General features: G+C 66.4%; 14 protein-coding genes and 1 pseudogene. 6 read left to right on the forward strand and 9 right to left on the reverse strand.

Annotated features, from left to right (window positions below; translation table 11 throughout):
- Window positions 1-144 precede the first annotated feature (144 nt).
- Window positions 145-306 carry a DUF1127 domain-containing protein gene (locus ACVMDN_RS23055; protein ID WP_080583391.1) on the reverse strand — a complete coding sequence of 54 codons (162 nt, stop codon included), beginning with the start codon at window positions 304-306 and terminating at the stop codon, window positions 145-147.
- Between the two features lie 258 nt (window positions 307-564).
- Here ACVMDN_RS23055 and ACVMDN_RS23060 point away from each other — a divergent pair, with 258 nt between their 5' ends.
- Window positions 565-1,908, forward strand: a complete 1,344-nt coding sequence (locus ACVMDN_RS23060; RefSeq protein WP_456814620.1) for an aminotransferase-like domain-containing protein — start codon at window positions 565-567, stop codon at window positions 1,906-1,908.
- A 90-nt stretch (window positions 1,909-1,998) separates the two neighbouring features.
- Here ACVMDN_RS23060 and ACVMDN_RS23065 read toward each other — a convergent pair whose 3' ends face one another.
- Entirely contained in the window at window positions 1,999-2,355 is a 357-nt protein-coding gene (locus ACVMDN_RS23065; RefSeq protein WP_456834964.1) for a hypothetical protein, read from the reverse strand.
- An 86-nt stretch (window positions 2,356-2,441) separates the two neighbouring features.
- The gene (locus ACVMDN_RS23070; RefSeq protein ID WP_456834963.1) at window positions 2,442-3,062 is read right to left on the reverse strand and encodes a hypothetical protein; all 621 of its coding nucleotides are present in this window, start codon (window positions 3,060-3,062) and stop codon (window positions 2,442-2,444) included.
- A 70-nt stretch (window positions 3,063-3,132) separates the two neighbouring features.
- Here ACVMDN_RS23070 and ACVMDN_RS23075 point away from each other — a divergent pair, with 70 nt between their 5' ends.
- The gene (locus ACVMDN_RS23075; RefSeq protein WP_016840859.1) at window positions 3,133-3,567 is read left to right on the forward strand and encodes a hypothetical protein; all 435 of its coding nucleotides are present in this window, start codon (window positions 3,133-3,135) and stop codon (window positions 3,565-3,567) included.
- 14 nt (window positions 3,568-3,581) lie between these two features.
- On the opposite strand, the gene ACVMDN_RS23080 is transcribed toward ACVMDN_RS23075, so the two are convergent.
- Entirely contained in the window at window positions 3,582-5,984 is a 2,403-nt protein-coding gene (locus ACVMDN_RS23080) for an EAL domain-containing protein (protein WP_456834962.1), read from the reverse strand.
- Between the two features lie 147 nt (window positions 5,985-6,131).
- A pseudogene (locus ACVMDN_RS23085) lies at window positions 6,132-7,519 on the reverse strand (MFS transporter).
- Window positions 7,520-8,136: 617 nt separating this feature from the next.
- Here ACVMDN_RS23085 and ACVMDN_RS23090 point away from each other — a divergent pair.
- Complete coding sequence (locus tag ACVMDN_RS23090; protein WP_456834961.1) at window positions 8,137-9,213, forward strand: lysylphosphatidylglycerol synthase transmembrane domain-containing protein; 1,077 nt, start codon at window positions 8,137-8,139, stop codon at window positions 9,211-9,213.
- A gap of 103 nt (window positions 9,214-9,316) precedes the next feature.
- The gene (locus tag ACVMDN_RS23095) at window positions 9,317-11,284 is read left to right on the forward strand and encodes a hypothetical protein (RefSeq protein WP_456834960.1); all 1,968 of its coding nucleotides are present in this window, start codon (window positions 9,317-9,319) and stop codon (window positions 11,282-11,284) included.
- A 78-nt stretch (window positions 11,285-11,362) separates the two neighbouring features.
- On the opposite strand, the gene ACVMDN_RS23100 is transcribed toward ACVMDN_RS23095, so the two are convergent.
- Window positions 11,363-11,929 carry a DUF2147 domain-containing protein gene (locus ACVMDN_RS23100; protein WP_057016746.1) on the reverse strand — a complete coding sequence of 189 codons (567 nt, stop codon included), beginning with the start codon at window positions 11,927-11,929 and terminating at the stop codon, window positions 11,363-11,365.
- Window positions 11,930-12,067: 138 nt separating this feature from the next.
- Entirely contained in the window at window positions 12,068-13,096 is a 1,029-nt protein-coding gene (locus tag ACVMDN_RS23105) for an NAD(P)/FAD-dependent oxidoreductase (protein WP_057016688.1), read from the reverse strand.
- A 164-nt stretch (window positions 13,097-13,260) separates the two neighbouring features.
- On the opposite strand from ACVMDN_RS23105, the gene ACVMDN_RS23110 reads away from it, so the two are divergent.
- On the forward strand, window positions 13,261-13,722 hold the full coding sequence (locus tag ACVMDN_RS23110; RefSeq protein WP_092085034.1) for an acyl-CoA thioesterase: 462 nt from the start codon (window positions 13,261-13,263) through the stop codon (window positions 13,720-13,722).
- A gap of 6 nt (window positions 13,723-13,728) precedes the next feature.
- On the opposite strand, the gene ACVMDN_RS23115 is transcribed toward ACVMDN_RS23110, so the two are convergent.
- Together ACVMDN_RS23115 and ACVMDN_RS23120 are read right to left on the reverse strand one after the other, a co-directional pair.
- A complete protein-coding gene (locus ACVMDN_RS23115; RefSeq protein WP_016841525.1) occupies window positions 13,729-14,049 on the reverse strand; it encodes a 2Fe-2S iron-sulfur cluster-binding protein in 321 nt (106 codons plus the stop codon).
- Window positions 14,050-14,210: 161 nt separating this feature from the next.
- Window positions 14,211-14,588 carry an Hpt domain-containing protein gene (locus ACVMDN_RS23120; RefSeq protein ID WP_076825720.1) on the reverse strand — a complete coding sequence of 126 codons (378 nt, stop codon included), beginning with the start codon at window positions 14,586-14,588 and terminating at the stop codon, window positions 14,211-14,213.
- 381 nt (window positions 14,589-14,969) lie between these two features.
- Here ACVMDN_RS23120 and ACVMDN_RS23125 point away from each other — a divergent pair, with 381 nt between their 5' ends.
- Window positions 14,970-20,987, forward strand: coding sequence for an apolipoprotein A-IV repeat region-like domain-containing protein (locus ACVMDN_RS23125; RefSeq protein ID WP_456834959.1), 6,018 nt, complete (start codon window positions 14,970-14,972; stop codon window positions 20,985-20,987).
- Window positions 20,988-21,132: the final 145 nt, after the last annotated feature.

A 21,132-nucleotide genomic window follows, 5' to 3' on the forward strand; every position in this document is an offset into this window, starting at 1 on the left:
AGGCGCGACGTGATTGGGTTGAATCGTCATCGCGCTTTAGCTCTTTGTTTGGGCATGACCTCCGCGCAAACGCGTCCCGCGTTTGTCGCGAGGGAAAACCGCTTCGCACTTTTCCGGATCATGCATGAGCGCAGCACCGGCATCTTAACGGATCCGCACCAGCTCCAGGTCGAAGTCGCCGGTGACGGCGGTCTCGATCTGGCAGCGCGAGAGTCCGATATCGCGCAACGCCCGGTCATCGAGCTGGCGCAGCGTCTTGATCGCCTCGCGGCGCACCCAATAGGTCGCGAGCGCATCGCCCCACACTCGGAGCAATCGGAGCAATCCGCCCAATGTACTAGGCCGCGCGGGCGCTGCGGCGGCTGAGGATATCGCTGACATTGTCATCTCTCCTTCGCTGCCCATAGACAAAGCTACGCCGTTGGCGCAAATGCTGTTTCAGCGCCTGCGCCGACCGGGACCTCGGATTGCTTGCGCACTCCTCGGTGCAATCATGGGCTTGTTCCCTCTTAAATGATCCGGTACATTGCTCGGAGCAAGTAAAACATTGCTCTCGGTGCAATAATGTCGAGGTTCGAATATCTGAAGCTGGCGGATGCGGTGGCCGCCGAGATCGCCAGCGGCGCGCTGAAGGCGGGCGACCGGCTGCCGCCGCAGCGTCATTTCGCCTATGACCGCAACATCGCCGTCTCGACGGCGAGCCGGGTCTATACCGAGCTGTTGCGGCGCGGGTTGGTGGTCGGTGAAGTCGGCCGCGGCACTTTCGTGTCCGGCGAGGCACGCCGCGGCATCACGGCCCCGACCGAGCCGCGCGGCGCCCGCATCGACCTCGAGTTCAACTACCCGCTGCTGCCGCACCAGGCGACGATGATCGCCAAGAGCCTCGAAGGACTGGAGCGGCCCGAGGTGCTCGAGGGCGCGCTGCGGCCGGCGACCAGCTTTGGCACGCGGGCGGCACGCACCATCTCCTCGGAATTTCTGGCGCGCAAAAGCTGGACGCCAAATCCCGACCAGATCGTGTTCACCGCCAATGGCCGGCAATGCATCGCCGCCGCGCTCGCCGCCGTGGTGCCGCCCGGCGGACGCTGCGGCGTCGAGGCGCTGACCTACCCGTTCGTCAAGGGCATCGCGGCGCGGCTCGGCATCTCGCTGGTGCCGCTCGCGATGGACGAACACGGCGTGCGACCGGATGCGGTGCAGAAGGCGCATCGCGAGGCGCATCTGTCCGCGATCTACGTCCAGCCCACGATCCAGAACCCGCTCAGCATCACCATGCCGCCCGAACGCCGCGCCGAGCTGCTGCGCGTGGTGGAGAAGCTCGGCCTCATCGTCATCGAGGACGGCGTCTACGGATTTCTCGACGATGAGGCGCCGCTCGCCGCGCTGGCGCCCGACAGCTGCATCATGCTCGACAGCCTGTCGAAGAAGGTCGCGCCGGGCCTTGCGCTCGGCTTCATCGTGTCGCCGCCGCGGCTGCGCGAGAGCATCATGGCCGCGGTGCGCTCGGGCGGCTGGACCGCGTCGGGCTACGCCTTCGCCGCGGGGCAGCGGCTGATGGCCGACGGCACCGCCGCCGAATTGTCACGGCTGAAGCGGATCGATGCCGGCCGCCGCCAGCTTCTGGCGGCCAAGCATCTGGCCGATTTCGAAATCCAGACCAATCCGAAGTCGTATCATCTCTGGCTGACCTTGCCGCCGCATTGGCGCTCGCAGACATTGGTCGCGGCCGCGGCGCGCCGCGACATCGCGCTGACGCCGTCGACCACCTTTGCGGCCACGCCGGGGCACGCGCCCAATGCGGTGCGGCTCGCACTCGCCGCACCGCCGATGGAGCAACTCGACCTCGGCCTGCGGACACTGGCGGGAATGCTGAGCGCGACCGAAGAGGATTTTGACTCGACGGAGTGACATCGCACGTTCACTCCGAAGCAGCGCCGCAGTCCAGAATTGGATAGGAGTGGCACTCGCAGCGGCCCATTTCCAGTGAGCGCCAGGGCATCAAAAGCCACAGGCCGCATACGTCTTTCTCACGAGACGAAAATGCGCGCCCTCGGCTACGAAGTCCACATCCATGCACTGGTTGCCTTTGCGATACTCCCCGATCACGCCGCACTGCAGATATTCGAGGTTTATCCGCCAGCGCTTTTCTTGCGGCCAGTAGGTCGCAAAGTCGTGCTGCGCGACCGGCGTTCCCCTGCAGATTCCGGCAACGTATCGCCGCACGTCGGGCGGCAGATTGTCGACGTGATTGGGATCAAGCGGATCATGTTTGTTGCCCACGCTACCCTTGGAAAGAGCCGGCGGGATGCTCAGGAGCACAAGGCATAGAGCCAAAAATGGGGTCCGGATTGTCATCTGACGCTCCAGCCAAAAGCAAATCCGTCGCCGAGTTTACAGCGCGTTGCTTACAACCCGCTTACAGTCCGGCCGCGCGAACCGCTTCACCGATTGCGAACCGCCTTCGGCAGCAGCGCATCGGGCAATTGATCGAAGCTGTAGCGCCGCGGCCGATTGCGCGTGACGAAACCGCCGACCTGCCAGGTGAACAGCGCCGCAAAGCCGACCAGGAACAGCGCCCCCATCCAGTTCGAGGTCAGCAGCGCCGTCAGCAGCAATCCGATCATTGCCACCGCAAGGCAGGCCAGGAGCGCCAGCGCGGCGGTATACGTCTTCGGCCCGAGGCCTCCGACCAGCCTGGCGTTGCTGCCCGCCGCCTGCATCCGGCGATGCAGCTCGACGATGAAGTCGCGGTAGAGATGGCCCTGCGGCGCCACCAGCGTCGCGGTCTGCCAGGTGGTCGAGAGGATCGCGATCCGCCCGCCCTTGGCGTTGTCGATGTCGGCGCGAAACCGCTGCTGCTGCATCGAGACCGGGCGATAGGACAGTTTCACCGCGGAGATGTCGGCATAGTCCCACACGCCCGACCTGCCGGCGATCCGCCACGACAGCCCGTCCTCGGTCAGCTCGAACTGGTGCGCCGAGCCGATCAATGAGGCCTTGTAGGCGTAGCGCAGCGGCGAGCCCTCGCCTGCCTCCGACCGGTCCTGCAACGTTGTTGGCAATCCGCCGTTCCACCTGTTCAAACGCACACGCAGCTTGCGCAGCCTGTCACGGCTATCCTACAAGCGAGCCATGCCCGAGACGACCTATTTTCCGCGCTACCTCATCCTCGGCGGCGCGATGATATCCGGCGTGCTGCTGGCGCTTGCCGTGCACATGCTCGGCGCGCGCTACGGGCTCGATCTCGGCGGCCTGTGGCGCTCCGACAGCCACGAGTTCATGCCGGCGGGCGCCGCGATTGCGTGGTGGCTGATCGCGACCGTCGGATTTTCGGGCGGCTACTTCACCGCCAATCTGATGCACAGCGCGGTGGCCGGCCAGATCCCGCAGCGGATGCGTAACTTCCTGATCGTCGTCGGCGTGCTGATGCTGGCCGGTGCCGGCCAGGCCGCGTCGGCGCCGAGCACGGTCTCGACCATATCCGCCGTGCTCGCCGGCCTTGCCGCCCTGTGCCTCGGCGCGGTGATGGCGTTCTGCGGCGCCTATTTTGCCCTGCGCAAGAGCTGAGCTAGCCCTCCAACTCAGGCGACCGACCGTTCCGGCGTCCTGCGCAACATCTTGGCGACGTCGGCTGCCGGCCGCGGCGGGCTGAACAGATAGCCCTGCGCCTGCGTGCAGCCCTCCCGACGCAGCAGGTCGAACTGGGTATCGGTCTCGACCCCTTCGGCGGTCGTGACGATGCCGAGGCTCTTGCCGAGGCCGGTGACCGCGCGCACGATCGCCATCGAGTCCTCGCGTGTCGCAAGGTCGGTGACGAAGGACCGGTCGATCTTGATCTTGTCGAACGGGAAGCTGCGCAGATAGCTCAGCGAGGAATAGCCGGTGCCGAAATCGTCCAGCGAAATGCGGACGCCGAAGCCGCGAAGCTCATGCAGCACCGCGAGCGTCGCCTCGCTGTTCTGCAGCAGCACCGATTCGGTGATCTCGAGCTCAAGCCGGTCCGCCGACAGGCCCGATGCTTCCAGCGCCGCCTTCACCGACGACACCAGGTTCGGGTTCTTGAACTGCACCGGCGAGAGATTGACGGCAACCGCGACGGCCTCGGGCCAGCCCGCGGCATCCGCGCAGGCCTTGCGCAACACGATCTCGCCAAGCGGAACGATCAGCCCGGTTTCCTCGGCGACAGGAATGAAATTGTTCGGCGCGATCAGGCCACGCAGCGAATGGTTCCAGCGCGCCAGGGCCTCGAAGGCGACGATCCGATCGCCCGCGACATCGCGGATCGGCTGGTAGTAGACCTCGAACTCGTCATGCTCGAGCGCGAGCCGCAGGTCGCGCTCCAGCAGGCGGCGCGCCTGCGCACGCGCATCCATCCCGGTCTCGAAGAAGCGATAGGTGCCGCGGCCGTCGGCCTTGGCGCGGTACAGCGCGAGATCGGCCTTTTGCAGCAATTCGTCGGGATCCTTGCCGTCTTCGGGCGCGAGCGAGATGCCGATGCTGACGCCGATCACGAGCTGATGGCCGCCGATCTCGTAGGGCGCGGCGATCCGCTCGACCACGAGACTTGCCAGCGACGACACGACGGACGGCTCGCAATTGCTGCAGAACTGCACGATGGCGAATTCGTCGCCGCCGAGCCGCGCCACGGTGTCGTGCTCGGTGACGCATTCGCCCAGCCGGCGCGCGACTTCGCGCAGCAGCGCGTCGCCGATCGGATGTCCGAGCGTGTCGTTGATTTCCTTGAAATGATCGAGATCGAGACAGAGCACGGCCAGTTGGTCGGAGCGCTTGGCCAGTCTCGAGGCCTTCTCGAGCTGCTCGCGGAACAGCGTCCGGTTCGGCAAATTGGTCAGCGCGTCATGCCGCGCCATGTGCGAAATCTGCTCCTGTGCCTGCTGCCATTCGGTGATGTCCTCGAAGGTCGCGACCCAGCCGCCGCCCTTCATCGGCTGGTCGACGACGCGGATCGCGCGCTCGTTGCGGCTGACGATCCGCGTCGCGCTGTGGCCGGCCTTTGCCTCGGCGACGAGAGCATTGCAGAACTCCTCGGGATCGCCGTCCCACTCGCCGATGGAATGGAGGTCCTGCAGGACATCGATCAGCAGGCGTCCCTGCAGCGGTATGCGACTGCGCCCCATCATCTCGCTGTAGCGCTCGTTGAACAGCATGATGCGGCCGTCGGCATCGAACATGCACAGCCCCTGCGACATGTTCTCGAGCGCGGTATCGAGCACCACCTTCTGCTTGTGAAGTTCGGTCTTGGCGCGACGGTCGAGGATCGAGGCGATCAGCGAGAGGCCGAGGATCGCGAAGGCCGCAACGGCGGTCATGAACGAGAGCACGCGCGGCGAGACCGTAAGTCCGCCGGAAACGATGGTCGGATCCGGGACGAGCGTCACCGCGCCCATCGCGGTGAAATGATGCGAGACGATCGCGACGGTCAGAAGACCGGTCGCGGCGGCGGTGGTGCCGAAACGTTCGCCACGGGTGGCAACGACGAGCGCGAGCGCGCCGAACAGGCTTCCGAACGCGATCGACGAGGCGACGATGCCGGGCGACCAGACGATGCGCGCGGGCAGCTCCAGCCCGAGCATGCCGGTGTAATGCATCGCCGCGACACCGGCGCCGACGATCGCGCCACCGGCCGCAACCGTCTGCCAGCGTCCATCGAGCGTGGCGACGGCCAATCCGACCGCCAGGATCGCAACCGCGAGCACCAGCGACAGCAGCGTGATGGGAATGTTGTACCCGGCCTCGATGCCGGGATCGTACGCCAGCATGGCAACGAAATGGGTGGCCCAGATACCGCAACCGCCGACCGCCGCATCGAGGCCGATCCAGATCTCGCGGGCCCGCCCCTGCGCAGCGCGGGCACGGTGAAACAGGCTGATCGCGACGGCGCTGGCGAGCAGGCAGATCACCCCGCCGAGGACGACCAACCGCCAGTCATGTTCCAAAGTGAGACAGGTCAGAACGCGATACATATAGGCCCCCTTTATGGACCTATAAGAACAGACGCATTCGTGTAGGAACGGTAACCGCACCGCAGCAAGGTTCCACGCATGGTGAAGAAGCCTTGAATGCAGGCGATCGGGTCAGGGCAACGCGGAGATGCCTCGCTGCGGTTCGTCTCAGCGCCGAGCCTCTGACCATGCGCCGATCCAGATCAGCGCAGCCGCCGCCAGCAACACGCCGGCGGAGATGACGAGGGCCGCATGCAGGCCGGTGATGAAGGCCGCGGACCGGCTGACCATCGAGCCGAACAGCGCGACACCGAGCACGCTGCCGGTCTGCCGGGTCGCGTTCAATACCCCGGCCGCGATGCCGGCATGCTGTGGCCCGGCACTGCCGAGCAGCGCCGATGTCAGGGGCGGCACCAGCAGGCCGAGGCCGCCGCTCATGGCCAGCAATTGCAGGCAGATCGCGAGGTAGCTGGTGCCGGGGCCGATGAACAGCATCGCAAGACATCCGGTGGCGGAGAGAGCGGCGCCGAGCGCGATTGTCGCCGGCGCGCCGATCCGCTCCGCGACATGCGGTGCGATCAGGTTGGCGGGCAGCACGGCGCCAAGCATCGGCACGAACGCGAGGCCAGTGGCGAACGCCGACAGCCCGTTGACCTGCTGGAAGTAGAGGCTGAGCACGAAGATCAGGCCGTAGAACGCGACATTGACCAGGAGGCCGACCAGCGAGGTCAGGGCAAACATCAGGTGGCGGAACAGCGAGAGCGGCAGCATCGGCTGCGGCGCGCGCGCCTCACGCCAGACGAACAGCACGGAGAAGACGGCGGCGAGAGCGAAGCCTGCGATCACGAACGGGTTGCCCCAGCCAGCGCGCCGCCTTCGATCAGCGCGCCGGCCAACGTGCCGAGCGCGGCGATCGCCGCGACCTGCCCCGGCAGATCGAGCCGGTGTTGCTGATGACGCGCGGTTTCGCTGGCAAAGCGCCAGGCGAGCCACAAGCCGGCGAGGCCGATCGGCAGGTTGACCAGAAAGATCGCGCGCCAGCCGACCAGCGCGATCAGTCCGCCGCCGACGAACGGGCCGGCGGTCAGCGCAAGGCTCGCGCCCGCGGCCCAGACACCGACCGCGCGTCCCCGCGCCTTCTCGTCTTCATAGGCATGGCGGAGCAGCGCCAGCGAGTTCGGCACCAGGATGGCCGCGGCCAGCCCCTGCACGCAGCGGGCGGCGATCAGCGTCGCCGCATCAGGCGCGACCGCGCAGGCAACCGATGCCGCGGTGAAGATCGCAAACCCGGCCATGAAGATGCGCTTGGCGCCGATCCGGTCGCCGAGCGCGCCCGCGGTCAGGATGAAGGCCGCAAAGGCGATCGTGTAGGCGCTGACCACCCATTGCAGTTCGGCAACGCCGCCGCCGAGCGAGGCGCCGATCGCGTTGAGCGCCGTGTTGACGATGGTGACGTCGAGCTGCACGACGCCATAGCCGAGACTCATCGCGGCGAGCGTCAACGTCGCCGCGAGCCCGCTCGTTTGCCGATGCGACGTTCCGCGGCGGTCCGGCATGTGCCGGACGTTCAGGGATGTCTGTTGCATGGTCTTGTCCTTGCTCTCGGCAACCAATGCGAGACATAGGCCTTCGTTTCGCCGCAACACTTCGCCACGGATCGAAGTGTGAAATCGCGTGCCTGGCCGATCTGTCCGACGGCGGCCCGCTTGCGCGGCGTTTTGCCTCAATAGACCTACGGACCGCCCTCGCGCGGCTCACTGGCCCGAGCGCAGGGCGCATCCTGCGCATGCGCGCGCCGACTTCACACTTTGGTAAACGTCACAGCCGGCTCAGCCGTCCCCATGCTGACGCATATCGTCCATTCGCCTCGCGCCAGCTAACCCGCATCGACGCCGGGACGGCCGCAAATCGGCAAAAAAGCCGGCGAAACCGCCTGAAACGGCGGAACATGCAGTGGCCCCATCGCGTGTCCTGCGACTCACATTCCGCAGAGCGAGAACATATGTAGCCAATATGACAACGACGCTGGACGAGGGCCGAAGGTTGGCTTGTCAAGGGCTGCACAACGCATCGGTTTTGCCTTATGGGTCATCGCGTACGGTGCGTTTGCCCGTCACCCGTCGCCGTCCGTGACCGGGTCCCACTGAAATTTGCCGCCCCGCCGGGAGGATGAATGCTTCGGCTGCTGACCACGCTCGGGCGTGGTTTCAAGGAAAAGATCGGCTGGAAACGGCTCGGGATCGCCGCGAGCGTGTTGATCATCGCGTTCGCGATCACGTCGCTTGTTCACACCCTGAAGGGCGTCGATACCGGCATCATTCTCACCGCGCTCACCAACATCGCGCCGCACCGGATCGCGCTGGCGGCGCTCTGCGTGGTCGGGGCGTTCTGCACGCTGACCTTCTACGACTTCTTCGCGCTGCGCACGATCGGCAAGATCCATGTCCCCTACCGCATCGCAGCGCTGTCGAGCTTCACGAGCTACACGATCGGCCACAATATCGGCGCCACGGTTTTCACCGGCGGCGCGATCCGCTTCCGGATCTATTCCGATTATGGCCTCTCCGCGATCGACGTCGCCAAGATCTGCTTTCTGTCGGGCCTGACCTTCTGGCTCGGCAATTTGTTCGTGCTCGGCTTCGGCATGGCCTGGCACCCGGCGGCGGCGTCGGCGATGGACCTGCTGCCGCCGGCGATGAACCGGCTGATCGCGCTCGGCTGCCTTGCCGGCATCGGCGCCTATTTCGTCTGGCTCCTGACCGGCGAGAAGCGCCGCGAGCTCGGCCAGAATGGCTGGAAGGTGGTGCTGCCCTCGGCCAAGCTGACGCTGCTGCAGATCCTGATCGGCGTGGTCGATCTCGGTTTCTGCGCGCTCGCGATGTACCTGCTGATGCCGACCGAGCCGCATATCGACTTCGTCTCGCTGGCGGTCGTGTTCATCCTGGCGACGCTGCTCGGCTTCGCCAGCCACGCCCCCGGCTCGATCGGCGTGTTCGACGCCGCGATGCTGGTGGCGCTGCCGGAGTTCAGCAAGGAACAATTGCTGGCGACGCTGGTCGTGTTCCGCATCCTCTACTTCCTGATCCCGTTCGGGATTTCGATCTCGATCATGGGCATGCGCGAGCTCTGGCTCAACGTGGTGCAGCCCTGGCAAGAGCGGAAACGACTAAGCCAAGCCTGCACGGCTTCGGCGACCGTGCGGCAACCGATCGAAAGCCGGCAGCAGCGGGTCAGGCATCTGAAACGGTAACGGACAACGTTATCGGCCCCTGTGCGGGCCCCTCGACCCCGGATTTTCGATCCTCGCGGCCGCTTCTCTTATTTTCGCCGTACCGCTCGCGTCAAACCGCGCCATGATTGGCTTTTTGGTTCGATTTTCGTTTCGGGTGACGGTCTGCAGCGTGCTGCTCGGCAGCGCGCTGGCCGCGGTCTTCGCATCGGCCGCGGAGGCGCAGGACAACCAGCTGCAGATCTCCTGGGAGGTCCGCAACCGCTTCCGCCTGTTCCGCGAGGAACGCGACTTCCGCCTGCATGTCGAAAGCGGGCTTGGCCGCAGCGTGCTGGCCTCGGAACAGACGCTGGAACTGCAAAGCGACGGCCGCGGCTGGGCGCGCAACACCGTGAACCGGCTCTGCATCGACCTGCAGGGCCGCGTCAGCGAGCCCTGCACGCGCGACAACGTCAAGGAAAGCTATCTGACGCCGATCGATCATCCGATCGTCGTACGGCTCACCGGGCCGGTTCCGGTCGGCGCGACCTGTGCCTGGTCGTTCGACGACGGCGACGGGCCGCAATCCTCGACATTCGATTGCGCCGAGCCGATCAACCTGCGCGTCCGCTACGGCCGTACCACGGTCGCGACCGTCGACGTCGCAAGCGGCTCGGACGCCAACCAGCGCGTGACGACGCAGATCGAGGTACGCGACTTGCTGATCGCGGGCCTCGGCGACAGCATCGCATCCGGCGAGGGCAATCCCGACCGCGCGATTGCGCTCTCCGACGAGGGCTTCTGCTTCCGCTCCTATCTCGGCGGGGCGCAATATTACCGGCCGAGCCGCGCCGGCTACAAAGGCGGCCGCGCCTGCGAAGCACCGGACACCCTGACCAACTGGCAACGCCAGAGCGCGCTGTGGCTCAACTCGGCCTGTCACCGGTCGCTGTACAGCTACCAGACCCGCACCGCGCTCGCGCTCGCCGTGCAATATCCGCACATCGCGGTGACCTATCTGCCGCTGGCCTGCACCGGCGCCAGCATCGCCGACGGCCTGCTCGGCTCGCAGCAGGCGCGGGAATGCCTGCCGACGAAGACAGCCAACACCTGCTCGGGCACCGTCAACGGCCAGATCGCGGAGCTGCGCACGGCACTCGCCGCCGCCAAGCGCCGTCAGCCCGACCGCACCCTCGACCTCGTGCTGCTGTCGATCGGCGCCAACGACATCTACTTCTCCGGCCTCGTCGCCAACGTGATCGTCGACACGCCGACCGAGCGCACGCTGTTCAGCCGCGGCGGCTCGATGGCCAGCGTCGAGGATGCCCGTTCGGCGCTGGCGCGCGACCTGCCGGCCGATTTTGCCAAGCTGCGCGATGCGCTGAAGCCGCTGGTCGGCGGCGATCTCTCGCACGTGATCTACACGGCCTATGCCAATCCGGCGCTGGCCAATGGCGGCGCGCCCTGCCCCGGCGGCCGCGCCGGCTTCGAGATCCATCCCTCGTTCAATGCGGATCCCAACCGCCTCGCGTCGGTCTCGAGCTTCGTGCAGAACGAGTTCCTGCCGCAGCTCAAGGCGATCGCGCAGTGCCAGTCCGGCATCATCTGCCGCAATCCGCAGGCCGACCGCATGACTTTCGTCGATGCGCATCAGGACGCGTTTGCGAGCCATGGCTTCTGCGCACGCGCCTCGACCGATCCGGAATTCGACCGCGACTGCTTCGCCGCCAACGGCGACAGCTTCGTCTCGGACATCGTCGCCGCGGCCAACCAGCCGCTGAAATGCGGCCGCAGCGCCGGCGAATACCGCGCCTATCTGCCCCGCGCGCGCTGGATCCGCGACGCCAATGACAGCTACTTCACGGCGATGACCTACCCGCAGGGCCTGCCGTCCTCGATGCAGCCAAGCGACATCCACGACGCGACATGGGGCATCCTGTCGGCGGTGTATGGCGGCGCGGTGCATCCGAGCGCCGAAGGCCATGCCGCGATGGCCGATGCGGCGGTCCCCGCGGCCACCACCGTGCTGCAGTTGAATACCGCTGTGCCCGAAGTGATTACCGAGCCGGTCGCACCACTGCCGATGCCGATTGCACCGACGGGACAGCGCTGAACGCTCACGCTGCCACGCAAGAGCGGAGCGTGAGCCGCGCAGATTGGAGCGTTAGCTGCGGATTGTAGAGAAGAAGTGTTAGTGCCGCTTCGTCGCGGGCACCGGCGCCGCCGGCTTCGCCACGGCGGCTTGCGCCGGCAGATATTTGGCGACGATCGCGGGATCGAGTTGGGCTACCGCGGTGTCAGGCAGCCGGGTCCAGACCTCATCCTTGCCGAACAGCGAGATGCCGAGAAAGCCGCGCATGGTCAGCGTCTGACCATCGGCGCTCAACGTCATCTTGGCCTTGTAGACCTTGCCGTTGCGCGGATCGAGCACGTTGCCGCCTTCATAGGCGAGCCCGTTGCGCTTCATGTCGCGGATGAGGGGAATGCCGAGCCACGGCATGTCCTTGCGATCGTCGGTGCATTTCGAGCAAACCGGATTGGGCGGGTCGCCGGGCGATGAGAACATCTTTGCGATCATGCCTTCGAACAGGCCATTGCGCTCGATCACCAGGAACCAGCCCTCGGGCTTGCCGTCTTCGATCTTTTGCCACAGGCCGGCAGCCGACGGGTCGGCCGCCGAGGCCGCAAGCGGAGCAGCTAGCGCAAAGGCCGTGGCGATCGCGAGGATCAGCCGAAGTCTGGATAGCGTGTTCCGCATCATCATCACCTGATCAATCGACCAACTCGACTACAAGCAGACTACGGCCATTTCACGGAGCGTTCCAGTGCCCGCGCCGCGCAGGAGCCGCGCAGGAAGTTGCCCATGGCCCTGGCATTGGTCTCTGCCCGAGTGAAATCAGTTCACCCCGAGCTTCTTCTGCAGACTCGATGACGAGGTTGTGTATTGGAACACCAGCCGCTTGTCCGGATACACGTAGCGGTGCGCCTTCTGCGCCATCAGCGCACCCTCGTGGAAGCCGGAGAGAATGAGCTTGAGCTTGCCCGGATAGGTGTTGATGTCGCCGATCGCGAAGATGCCTGACACGTTGGTCTCGAACGCCGCGGTGTCGACCGGCACCAGATTGTTCTCCAGCGCCACGCCCCAGTTCGCGACCGGGCCGAGCTTCATGGTGAGTCCGAAGAACGGCAGCATCGTATCGCAGGCGATCGTCGAGACCGCATTGTCGTTGCCCTTGAGCGCCGCGCCCGAGAGCTGGCCGTTGGCGCCTTCGAGCCCCGTGACCTGGCCGATCTTCAGATCCATCCTGCCGTCGGCAACGAGCGCACGCATCTGCTCGACGCTGTGCGGCGCCGCGCGGAAATCGTCGCGCCGGTGCAGCAGCGTGATGCGCTTGGCGATCGGATGCAGATTGAGCGTCCAGTCGAGCGCGGAGTCGCCGCCGCCAACGATCAGGATGTTCTTGTCTCGGAATTGCTCCATCTTGCGCACGGCATAAAACACCGACGTGCCTTCATAGGCCTCGATGCCCGGCACCGGCGGGCGCTTCGGCTGGAACGAGCCGCCGCCGGCCGAGATCACGACGACCTTGCACTCGAACTCCTTGCCGGCATCGGTCTTCACGCGGAACAAGGGATCGCCGATCTTCTCGATGCTCTCCACCATCTCGTTGAGATGGAAGGTCGGATTGAACGGCTTGATCTGCTCCAGCAGCTGTTCGGTGAGGCCCTGACCGGTGACGAAGGGAATTCCGGGAATGTCGTAGATCGGCTTCTCGGGATAGAGCTCGGCACACTGCCCGCCGATCTTGTCGAGGATGTCGACCAGATGCACCTTCATGTCGAGCAGGCCCAGTTCGAACACGGCGAACAGTCCGCAGGGGCCCGCGCCAATAATCAGCACATCGGTCTTGATCGCTTCGCTCATGTCCGCTTCTTTTCAGTTGAAATCGACTGGACGGCTTTTTCGCCTGTCCAGCCAAGTGGGCCGGATCGCGACATGCATAATAGGGACAGCGGCTGGCGCGGCAACCCCTTGCCGAGCCTGCGCAAGTCGGCTGTATGGGCGGGAAACCGACGGAGATCCCCCTCGTGAATGCCCCTGTTCGTGCTGACGATGCGCCGCGCCTGGAAGACTTTCCCTACCGCCTGTCCGACAATGTGCGCTTTGCCGATCTCGACCCCAACGGGCACGTCAACAACGCCGTCTATGCGAGCTATTTTGAAACCGGCCGCGTCACGCTGGTGAAGGACCGCAGCATGGGGCTGATGCCGGCGGGGCTCGGCTGGATCATGGTGCGCCTCGACATCCATTTCCGCGCCGAGCTGCACTGGCCGGGTCAGATCGAGCTCGGGCTCGGTCTCGTCAAGTTTGGACGCACGTCGACCACCTTCGACCAGGTGGTGTTTTCGGAAGGCAGATGCGTGGCGTCGGCGAAGGCGGTCACGGTGATGATCGATGAGGCCACGCGCAGGCCGGCGCCACTGCCGGCGGAGGTCAAGCAGAACTTCCGCCGCTGGGTCCGTCGCGGAGTGAATCCGGACGGCGAATAAGAGATCTTAGGCCTGCCGCTCCGGCGTCGACACGACCAATCCGTCGAGATCGTCGGTCACCTTGATCTGGCAGGACAGCCGCGAATTCGGACGCACGTCGAAGCCGAAATCCAGCATGTCCTCTTCCATCGGTGACGGCGCGCCGACCTTCTCGCGCCAGGCTTCATCGACATAGACATGGCAGGTCGCACAGGCGCAGGCGCCGCCGCATTCGGCTTCAATGCCGGGAATGGCGTTGCGGATCGCGCCTTCCATCACCGTCGCGCCGTTCTCGATGTCAACTGTGCGTTTCTCGCCGGAATGGTCGATAAAGTGGATTTTGGCCATGATTGCTCGTGCTGCCGGAATGCGCCGGACGATGGATGGAAAGGTCCCGGGCAGTCGTATAACGGGTCGGTCCGCACAGCGCTAGCGCGGAGACCGAAAACCTGCCCGCCTGTTGGGATGCCGCCCAAGCTGTCGCGGCGGACCGCCGAGACGCCGGACGCCTAGGAGCGGCCCAGGATCAGCTCGATCGCCGTGCGCGCCTCGGCAATCGCGGCGCCGAGCGCGGCAAGCGGCTGGGCCGCATCGGAACCGCCGCTCAGCGCGGTCTCCAGCTGGGCAGCAGCCTCGGCGACGCCGAAGGCGCCGATCGCCCGCGCCGATCCTTTCAGGGTGTGGGCATGGGTCGCCGCCTCGGGCGGCAAGGCGGCCAGTTCACCGAGGATCCGGGCCGACTGGGTCGAGAACATGGCCAGCACTTCCCGCTCGAGCCCCGGATCGCCCAGCGTCATGCGCTGAAGATGATCGACGTCGATCGGCCCGGCGCCGGGCGCCAGCGGCGGCGATTGCGTCCATTCGACCCGTTCGAGGTGAAGCGGCATGGCCTGTCCCTGTCGTCTCCGCCGGCCCTCGCCGGCGGATCGTTGCCCCAGCCAATCACGAAACTGGTTAACGGATTGTTGTTGGGATGATCGGCAAAACCGCCCGATTCTGGACAATTTCCGGACACAATCGGCGCTCTACAGCCGGAATTTCGAGTGCCCATAAGGCCTTATGGCGCAAAGCTGTTAACGATGATTAAGAAAGTATTAATCGCAAGCATTTCATTCGCATCGCTCTCCCAATAGGATGTTTGCGGATGTAGCGGACAAGCCGCCCAGGGGGCCGGCTTGCGCTCCGCTTGTGGGCACCGGCTTCGAGCTTGCGTGGGGACGATCGCAGGCTCGCCGACGCGTAAAATAGTGAGAGGGCTCAGACTGAACATGGCGAACACTCCCAAGAAGGTCAAAGATCCCACCGAAGTCGCGCTTTCTGCCATCCAGGAAGCCCTCAACATCAGCGAACAGGGCGCGGAGAATCGCAGCCCCCTCAACGAAGGCGCCGCGCCGCCGAACCTGCCGCCCGCCGCCGATTTTTCAGCCACATCGTTCGAGTCCCGTCCGAGTAATACCGATCGTTCCGCGTTCGAGCCGATCGAAGAACCGCGCGCGCCGCGCCGCGCCGCCAATGATGATCGCGAAACCATCGGCCAGATGCTGCAGACGCTGCAGGGAGGACGCGCGCGCAACGCCTTCACGCTGTTCTTTGTCTGCTCCGGCGCCTGGCTGCTGGGCGGCGTCATCCTCACCATCGCGGTCTGGCCGGCCCTGCAGGCCTCGATGGCCCAGGGCACCGGCGTCCTGGTGCTCGCCGGCCTTGCCGCGCTGTTCGCCGTGCCGATCCTGCTGTTCTACTATCTCGCCAGCCTCGCCGCGCACGGTCAGCGCATGCAGATGATCGCGCAATCGATGGCGCAGGTCGCGATGCGATTCTCCGAGCCGGAAAACGCCGCCGCCGATTCCATGGTGACGGTCGGCCAGGCGATCCGCCGCGAGGTCGCGGCGATGGGCGACGGCGTCGAGCGCGCGATCGCGCGCGCCGGCGAGCTCGAGACCCTCGTCGCCAACGAGGTCGCGGCGCTGGAACGCGCTTATTCCGACAACGAGGTGCGCATCCGCGCGCTGCTGCAGGACATCGCCCACCAGCGCGACAACCTGGTCGGCCAGGCCGAGCAGGTGCGCAGCGCGATCTCCGGCGTGCAGATCGACCTGCGCCACGACATCGCGCTGATCTCGGACGCGATCGCCTCGCGCGTCGACGAGGTCGCCAAGAGCATCACCGGCGCGCTGGAAGAGCGCGGCCAGCACATCACCACCGCGCTGAGCCATGCCGGCGACAACATGATCCTCGCGCTCGGCGAGCGCGGCGGCGACCTGCTCGACCGCCTCGAGGAGGCCAGCGCCGAGACCACGCGCGCGGTGATGGACGCCTCCGAGCGGCTGACCACCAGCCTCAACTTCAAGACCGGCCATGTCCATGACGAGTTCGTCGATCTGGCCGATCGCGTCCACGAGTTGCTGAACGAGCGCATCGACCGCATCACCGGCGAGTTCGAGCAGCGTTCGTCTGTCATCGTCGACGGCATCTCCGACCGCACCGAAGAGGTCCACGACTCCCTGAAGAACTCCGCCGACTCGCTGCTGCTCGAGCTCGAGCTGCGCAGCAACGACCTCGTCAGCAAGATCGACGATGCCGGCAACCGCCTCGCCGGCCAGATCATGACGTCCGGCGACAAGGCAAGCGAGGCGCTCGACGTCACCGTCAATTCGCTGGTCGCCAAGGTGGTGGGCCAGACCGAGACCGCGCACGACTCGCTGTCGCTGCAGATGAGCGCGTTCGACGACCTGGTGAAGAACCACGGCAGCGAGCTCGCCGAGAAATTCGCCCGCGACTCCGGCACGCTCGGCGCGCTGATCACCCGCCACATCTCGGAATTCGACCGCACGGTGAAGACCTTCGGCGGCGACATCGTCGAGCGCATGGGCCAGCGGACCCAGGACATCGCCGACAGCCTGAAGACCTATGTCGACACCTTCGACCACCGTGTCACCAGCAACAGCGGCGAGATCACCGCCTCGCTCGACCAGCGCCTGCTGCAGTTCGAGACCACGCTCGGCAGCCGCGTCACCAATCTCGACGCCTCGCTGACCGACAAGCTGTCGTCGTTCGACAGTTCGCTCGCCAGCAAGATCGGCTCGTTCGACGGCCGTCTGCAATCGCTCGATGACGCGATCGACGGCCGCATGAAGTCCCTCGAGGTCACCTTCGAGAGCCGCGCCAAGTCGGTCACCGAGACCATCGACGGCCATCTCGGCACGCTCGCGACCCAGCTGACCGACGGCGCCTCCCAGGCGATCCAGTCGATCGACTCGCGGCTTGGCCTGCTCACCACCACCCTGACCGAAGGCACCGTGCAGGCGATCGCCGCGGTCGACCATCGCATCAACGGCGTCACCGAGACCATCGACGGCCACAGCGTCCGCCTGGTCGACACCCTCAACGGCCACAGCACCCGCCTCGCCGACACCATCAATGGTCACAGCGCGAACCTGACCGACACCATTTCGGCGCGCTTCGCCGACATCCAGCAGGGCATCGAGAGCCGCGTCGGCGTCATCGCCAGCGACATCGACACCCGCGTCGCGCAATTCGAGGACCTGCTGGGCTCGCGCGTCGAGGCCGTCGCCGGCCGCATCGAGAGCAGCGGCCGCCAGGCGAGCGAGGATCTGATGTCCCGCGCCGAGCTGTTGTCGTCGAGCATCAAGTCCCATGTCGAGGACGCCGAGCGTTCGCTGACCAACCTCGTGGTCAACACCAGCGAAACCATCCAGACCGGCGCGCGCACGGCGCAGCAGGCGCTGCTCACCGTGTCCGCGGACGTCGGCAACCAGCTCAAGCTGAGCTCGGCCGAGGTTGAGAGCGTGCTGACCGCCGTCGGCACCAGCGCCGCCAACTCGATCCTCACCAGTGCCCGCGACGCCCAGGTGTCGCTGGTCTCGGCCTCCGGCGACGTTGCCTCGCAGATCAAGGCACTGTCCGAGGATGTCGAACGCACGCTGCAGGCGGCCGGCAGCGCCACCGCAGCCTCCGTGCTGTCGGGCGCCCGTGACGCGCAGACCACGCTGGTCAGCGCCTCTGTCGAGGCCGCAAGCCAGGTCAAGTCGCTGGCCAGCGATGTCGAGCAGTCGCTGTCGATGGCCGGCTCTGCCGCCGCCGAGGCGATCATGACCGGTGCCCGCGAGGCCCAGACCACGCTGATCTCGACGTCGACCGACGTCACCGGCCAGGTCAAGTCGCTCGCCAGCGACGTCGAGCGTTCGCTGTCGATGGCCGGCTCCGCCACCGCGGAAGCCGTCGTCGCCTCCGCTCGCGAAGCCCAGAGCACGCTTGCCGGTGCATCCACCGAAGCCGCCAACCTGGTCCGCACGCTCGCGGCCGACGTGCAGCACTCGCTCTCGACCGCCGGCTCTGCCGCCGCCGAGGCAATCATGACCGGCGCCCGCGAGGCCCAGACCACGCTGATCTCGACGTCGACCGACGTCACCGGCCAGGTCAAGTCGCTCGCCAGCGACGTCGAGCGCTCGCTCTCGATGGCCGGCACCGCAACCGCGGAAGCCGTCGTCGCCTCCGCCCGCGAGGCCCAGAGCACGCTGGCAGGCGCGTCGACCGAAGCCACCAACCTGGCCCGCACGCTGTCGGCCGACATCGAGCGCTCGCTGTCGATGGCGGGCTCCGCCACCGCGGAAGCCGTCGTCGCCTCCGCTCGCGAGGCCCAGAGCACGCTGGCAGGCGCATCCACCGAGGCCGCCGATCTGGTCCGCTCGCTGGCGGCCGATATGGAGCGTTCGCTGTCGATGGCCGGCTCCGCCACCGCGGAATCGATCACGTCAGGCGCGCGTGAGGCCCAGAGCACCCTGGTCAACGCGTCGACCGAGGCCGCGACCAAGGTGTCGGCGCTTGCCGCCGACATCCAGCGTGCGCTGTCGATGGCCGGCTCCGGCACCGTCGAGATGCTGACGGCCGGCGCCCGCGAGGCGCAGAACACCCTCGTCACCGCGTCGACGGAAGCAGCCAACCATGTCAAGTCGCTGGCCGTCGATGTCGAGCGCACCCTGACCTCGGTCGGCACCAACACCGCGCAGGCGATCCTCGGCAGCGCCCGCGAGGCCCAGAGCTCGTTCGTGGCGACCTCCAGCGAGGCCGCAAGCCAGATCCGCGAGATCTCCGCCGAGATCGAGCGGTCACTGACCACGGCCAGCGCGGAGACTGCGCAGACCATCCTGGGCAGCGCCCGCGAGGCCCAGAGCTCGTTTGCGGCGACCTCCGCCGATGCCGCCGCCCAGATCCGCACGCTCTCGACCGATATCGAGCGCGCGCTGGGTGCGGTCACGGCCAAGACAACCGACAACATCCAGACCTCGGCGCAGAACGCGCAGGCCGCGCTGATCACCATGTCCAACGAGGTCTCGACCAAGGTCAAGACGACCTCCGCCGACATCGAACGTTCGGTGCTGTCGGCCTCCAGCGCCTTCGGCTCGGCGATGACCGGCAAGACCGACGAGATCGTCACCTATGTGCAGCAGCAGACCGAGCGTCTGTCGCAGATGGTCGACGGCCGCCGCGGCTCGCTGGTCGAGGCGCTGACCGCCAAGACCACGCAGCTGTCGAGCGACATGGATCGCGCCACCGCGGATGCGCTGAAGGCGATCGAAACCCGCGGCCTCGCCTTCTCGCAGTCGATGTCGGCCCACGGCAGCGATGTCGCGCGCAACATCACCTCGGCCGGCGATCAGGCGACCGGCGCGGTGGCGAAGTCGCTCAAGGAGCTCGAGCAGGCTTCGCGCGCGGCGATCGACCAGTCGCGCCAGGTCTCGATCTCGGCCGTCACGGAGATGCAGGAGACCAGCAAGATCCTGCGCACCGATACGGTCGCGCTGTTCGAGCGGCTGCGCGAAGGCAACATCCTCTTGCAGGAAGTGTTGACCGGCGCCCACGACAACCTCAACTCGCTGGAGCGCGCGCTGGTGACCCGCGTGGCCGACTTCGTGTCCGCCATGAACGACGTCACCTCGCGCAACGGCGTGGCAACCCAGACGCTGGAAGACCAGCTCACGGTGTTCAACAGCAAGACCGGCAAGGCGCTGGAAGATCTCGGCGCGCTGTCGAGCCAGTTCGAGACCCATGGCAAGGCGCTGATCGATGCGGCTGCCGTGGTCGAGCAGGCCAACCGCTCGACGACGGCCTCCGTCAGCGAGCGCAAGTCGGCGCTGGAAGCGCTGGTCACGACCATCGACCTTCGCACCACCGATCTCGACCAGCGGCTGTCGCGCTTCACCGGGCTGCTCGATGAATCGCTCGGAGCGGCCGAGGAACGCGCCCGCGACATCGCCCGCGTGGTGGCGGAGACCGCAGGCGCCGGTTCGGCTGCGATCAGCAGGCAGTTCGAGGCGGTGCGCCTGGCGGCCGAGAACGAGCGTCAGCAGACCGTCGACGCCATGAACGACCTCTACCAGCAGAGCAACGCCGAGACCGATGCGATGTTCAAGGAATCGACGGAGAAGTTCTCCGCGATGGTCACGGCGATGAAGCAGATGGCGAGCGAGATGCACAACGAGCTCGAGGCCACCCGCAACGAGCTTCGCCGCGGCGTGCTCGAGATGCCGCAGGAGGCCGCCGAGAACACCGCGCAGATGCGCAAGGTGATCGTCGACCAGATCGAGGCGCTGGCCGAGCTGAACCGCATCGTCGCTCATCACGGCCGCGGACTCGACGTGGTCTCGACCAACCGCGCCAGCGTTCGCCACGAGGAGCCGGTGGTGGCTGCCGCCGGCGGCCGCGGCGATGTGCGCATGCGGGACAACGGCAACAGCGCCTCGACGCTGCCGCCGCCGGATCTCGGCATGGCGAGCTCGCGCCGCACCGAGGCCCCGTCGGTCAGCCCGGCAGGCTCCGACAACAACGGCGACGGCTGGCTGTCCGACCTGCTCAACCGCAGCGACGCACCGCCGCCTGCCCCGCAGAGCCGCGACGCCCAGCAGCGCCCGCGTCCGCAGCAGCAGCCGGTCAATCCGCTGGAGTCGCTGTCGCTCGACATCGGCCGGCTGATGGACCGCACGCTTGCGGCCGAGATGTGGGATCGCTACCAGCGCGGCGAGAACAAGGCGTTCTCCAAGCGCCTCTACACGCCGGCCGGCCAGAAGGCCTTCGATGAGGTGGCCCGCAAGTATCGCGCCGACCGCGGCTTCAAGCAGACGGTCGACCGCTACATCGCGGAGTTCGAGCGCCTGCTCGACGAAGTCGCCCGCGACGGCCGCGGCCAGCAGGAGCTGAGCAGCCACCTGACCTCGGAGACCGGGCTGGTCTACACCCTGCTCGCGCACGCCGCGGGACGGCTGGGGTAAGCCGGCAAAGTAAGCGTGTAGCGAATGGAAACGGAGGCCTCACGGCCTCCGTTTTGTTTGGGTGGGATTGGAAAATTCGCGTCGACGAAGACTCGACAGGGTCATTCCGGGGCGATGCGAAGCATCGAGCCCGAATCTCGAGATT

The sequence above is a fragment of the Bradyrhizobium sp. USDA 4510 genome (genome assembly GCF_054059095.1).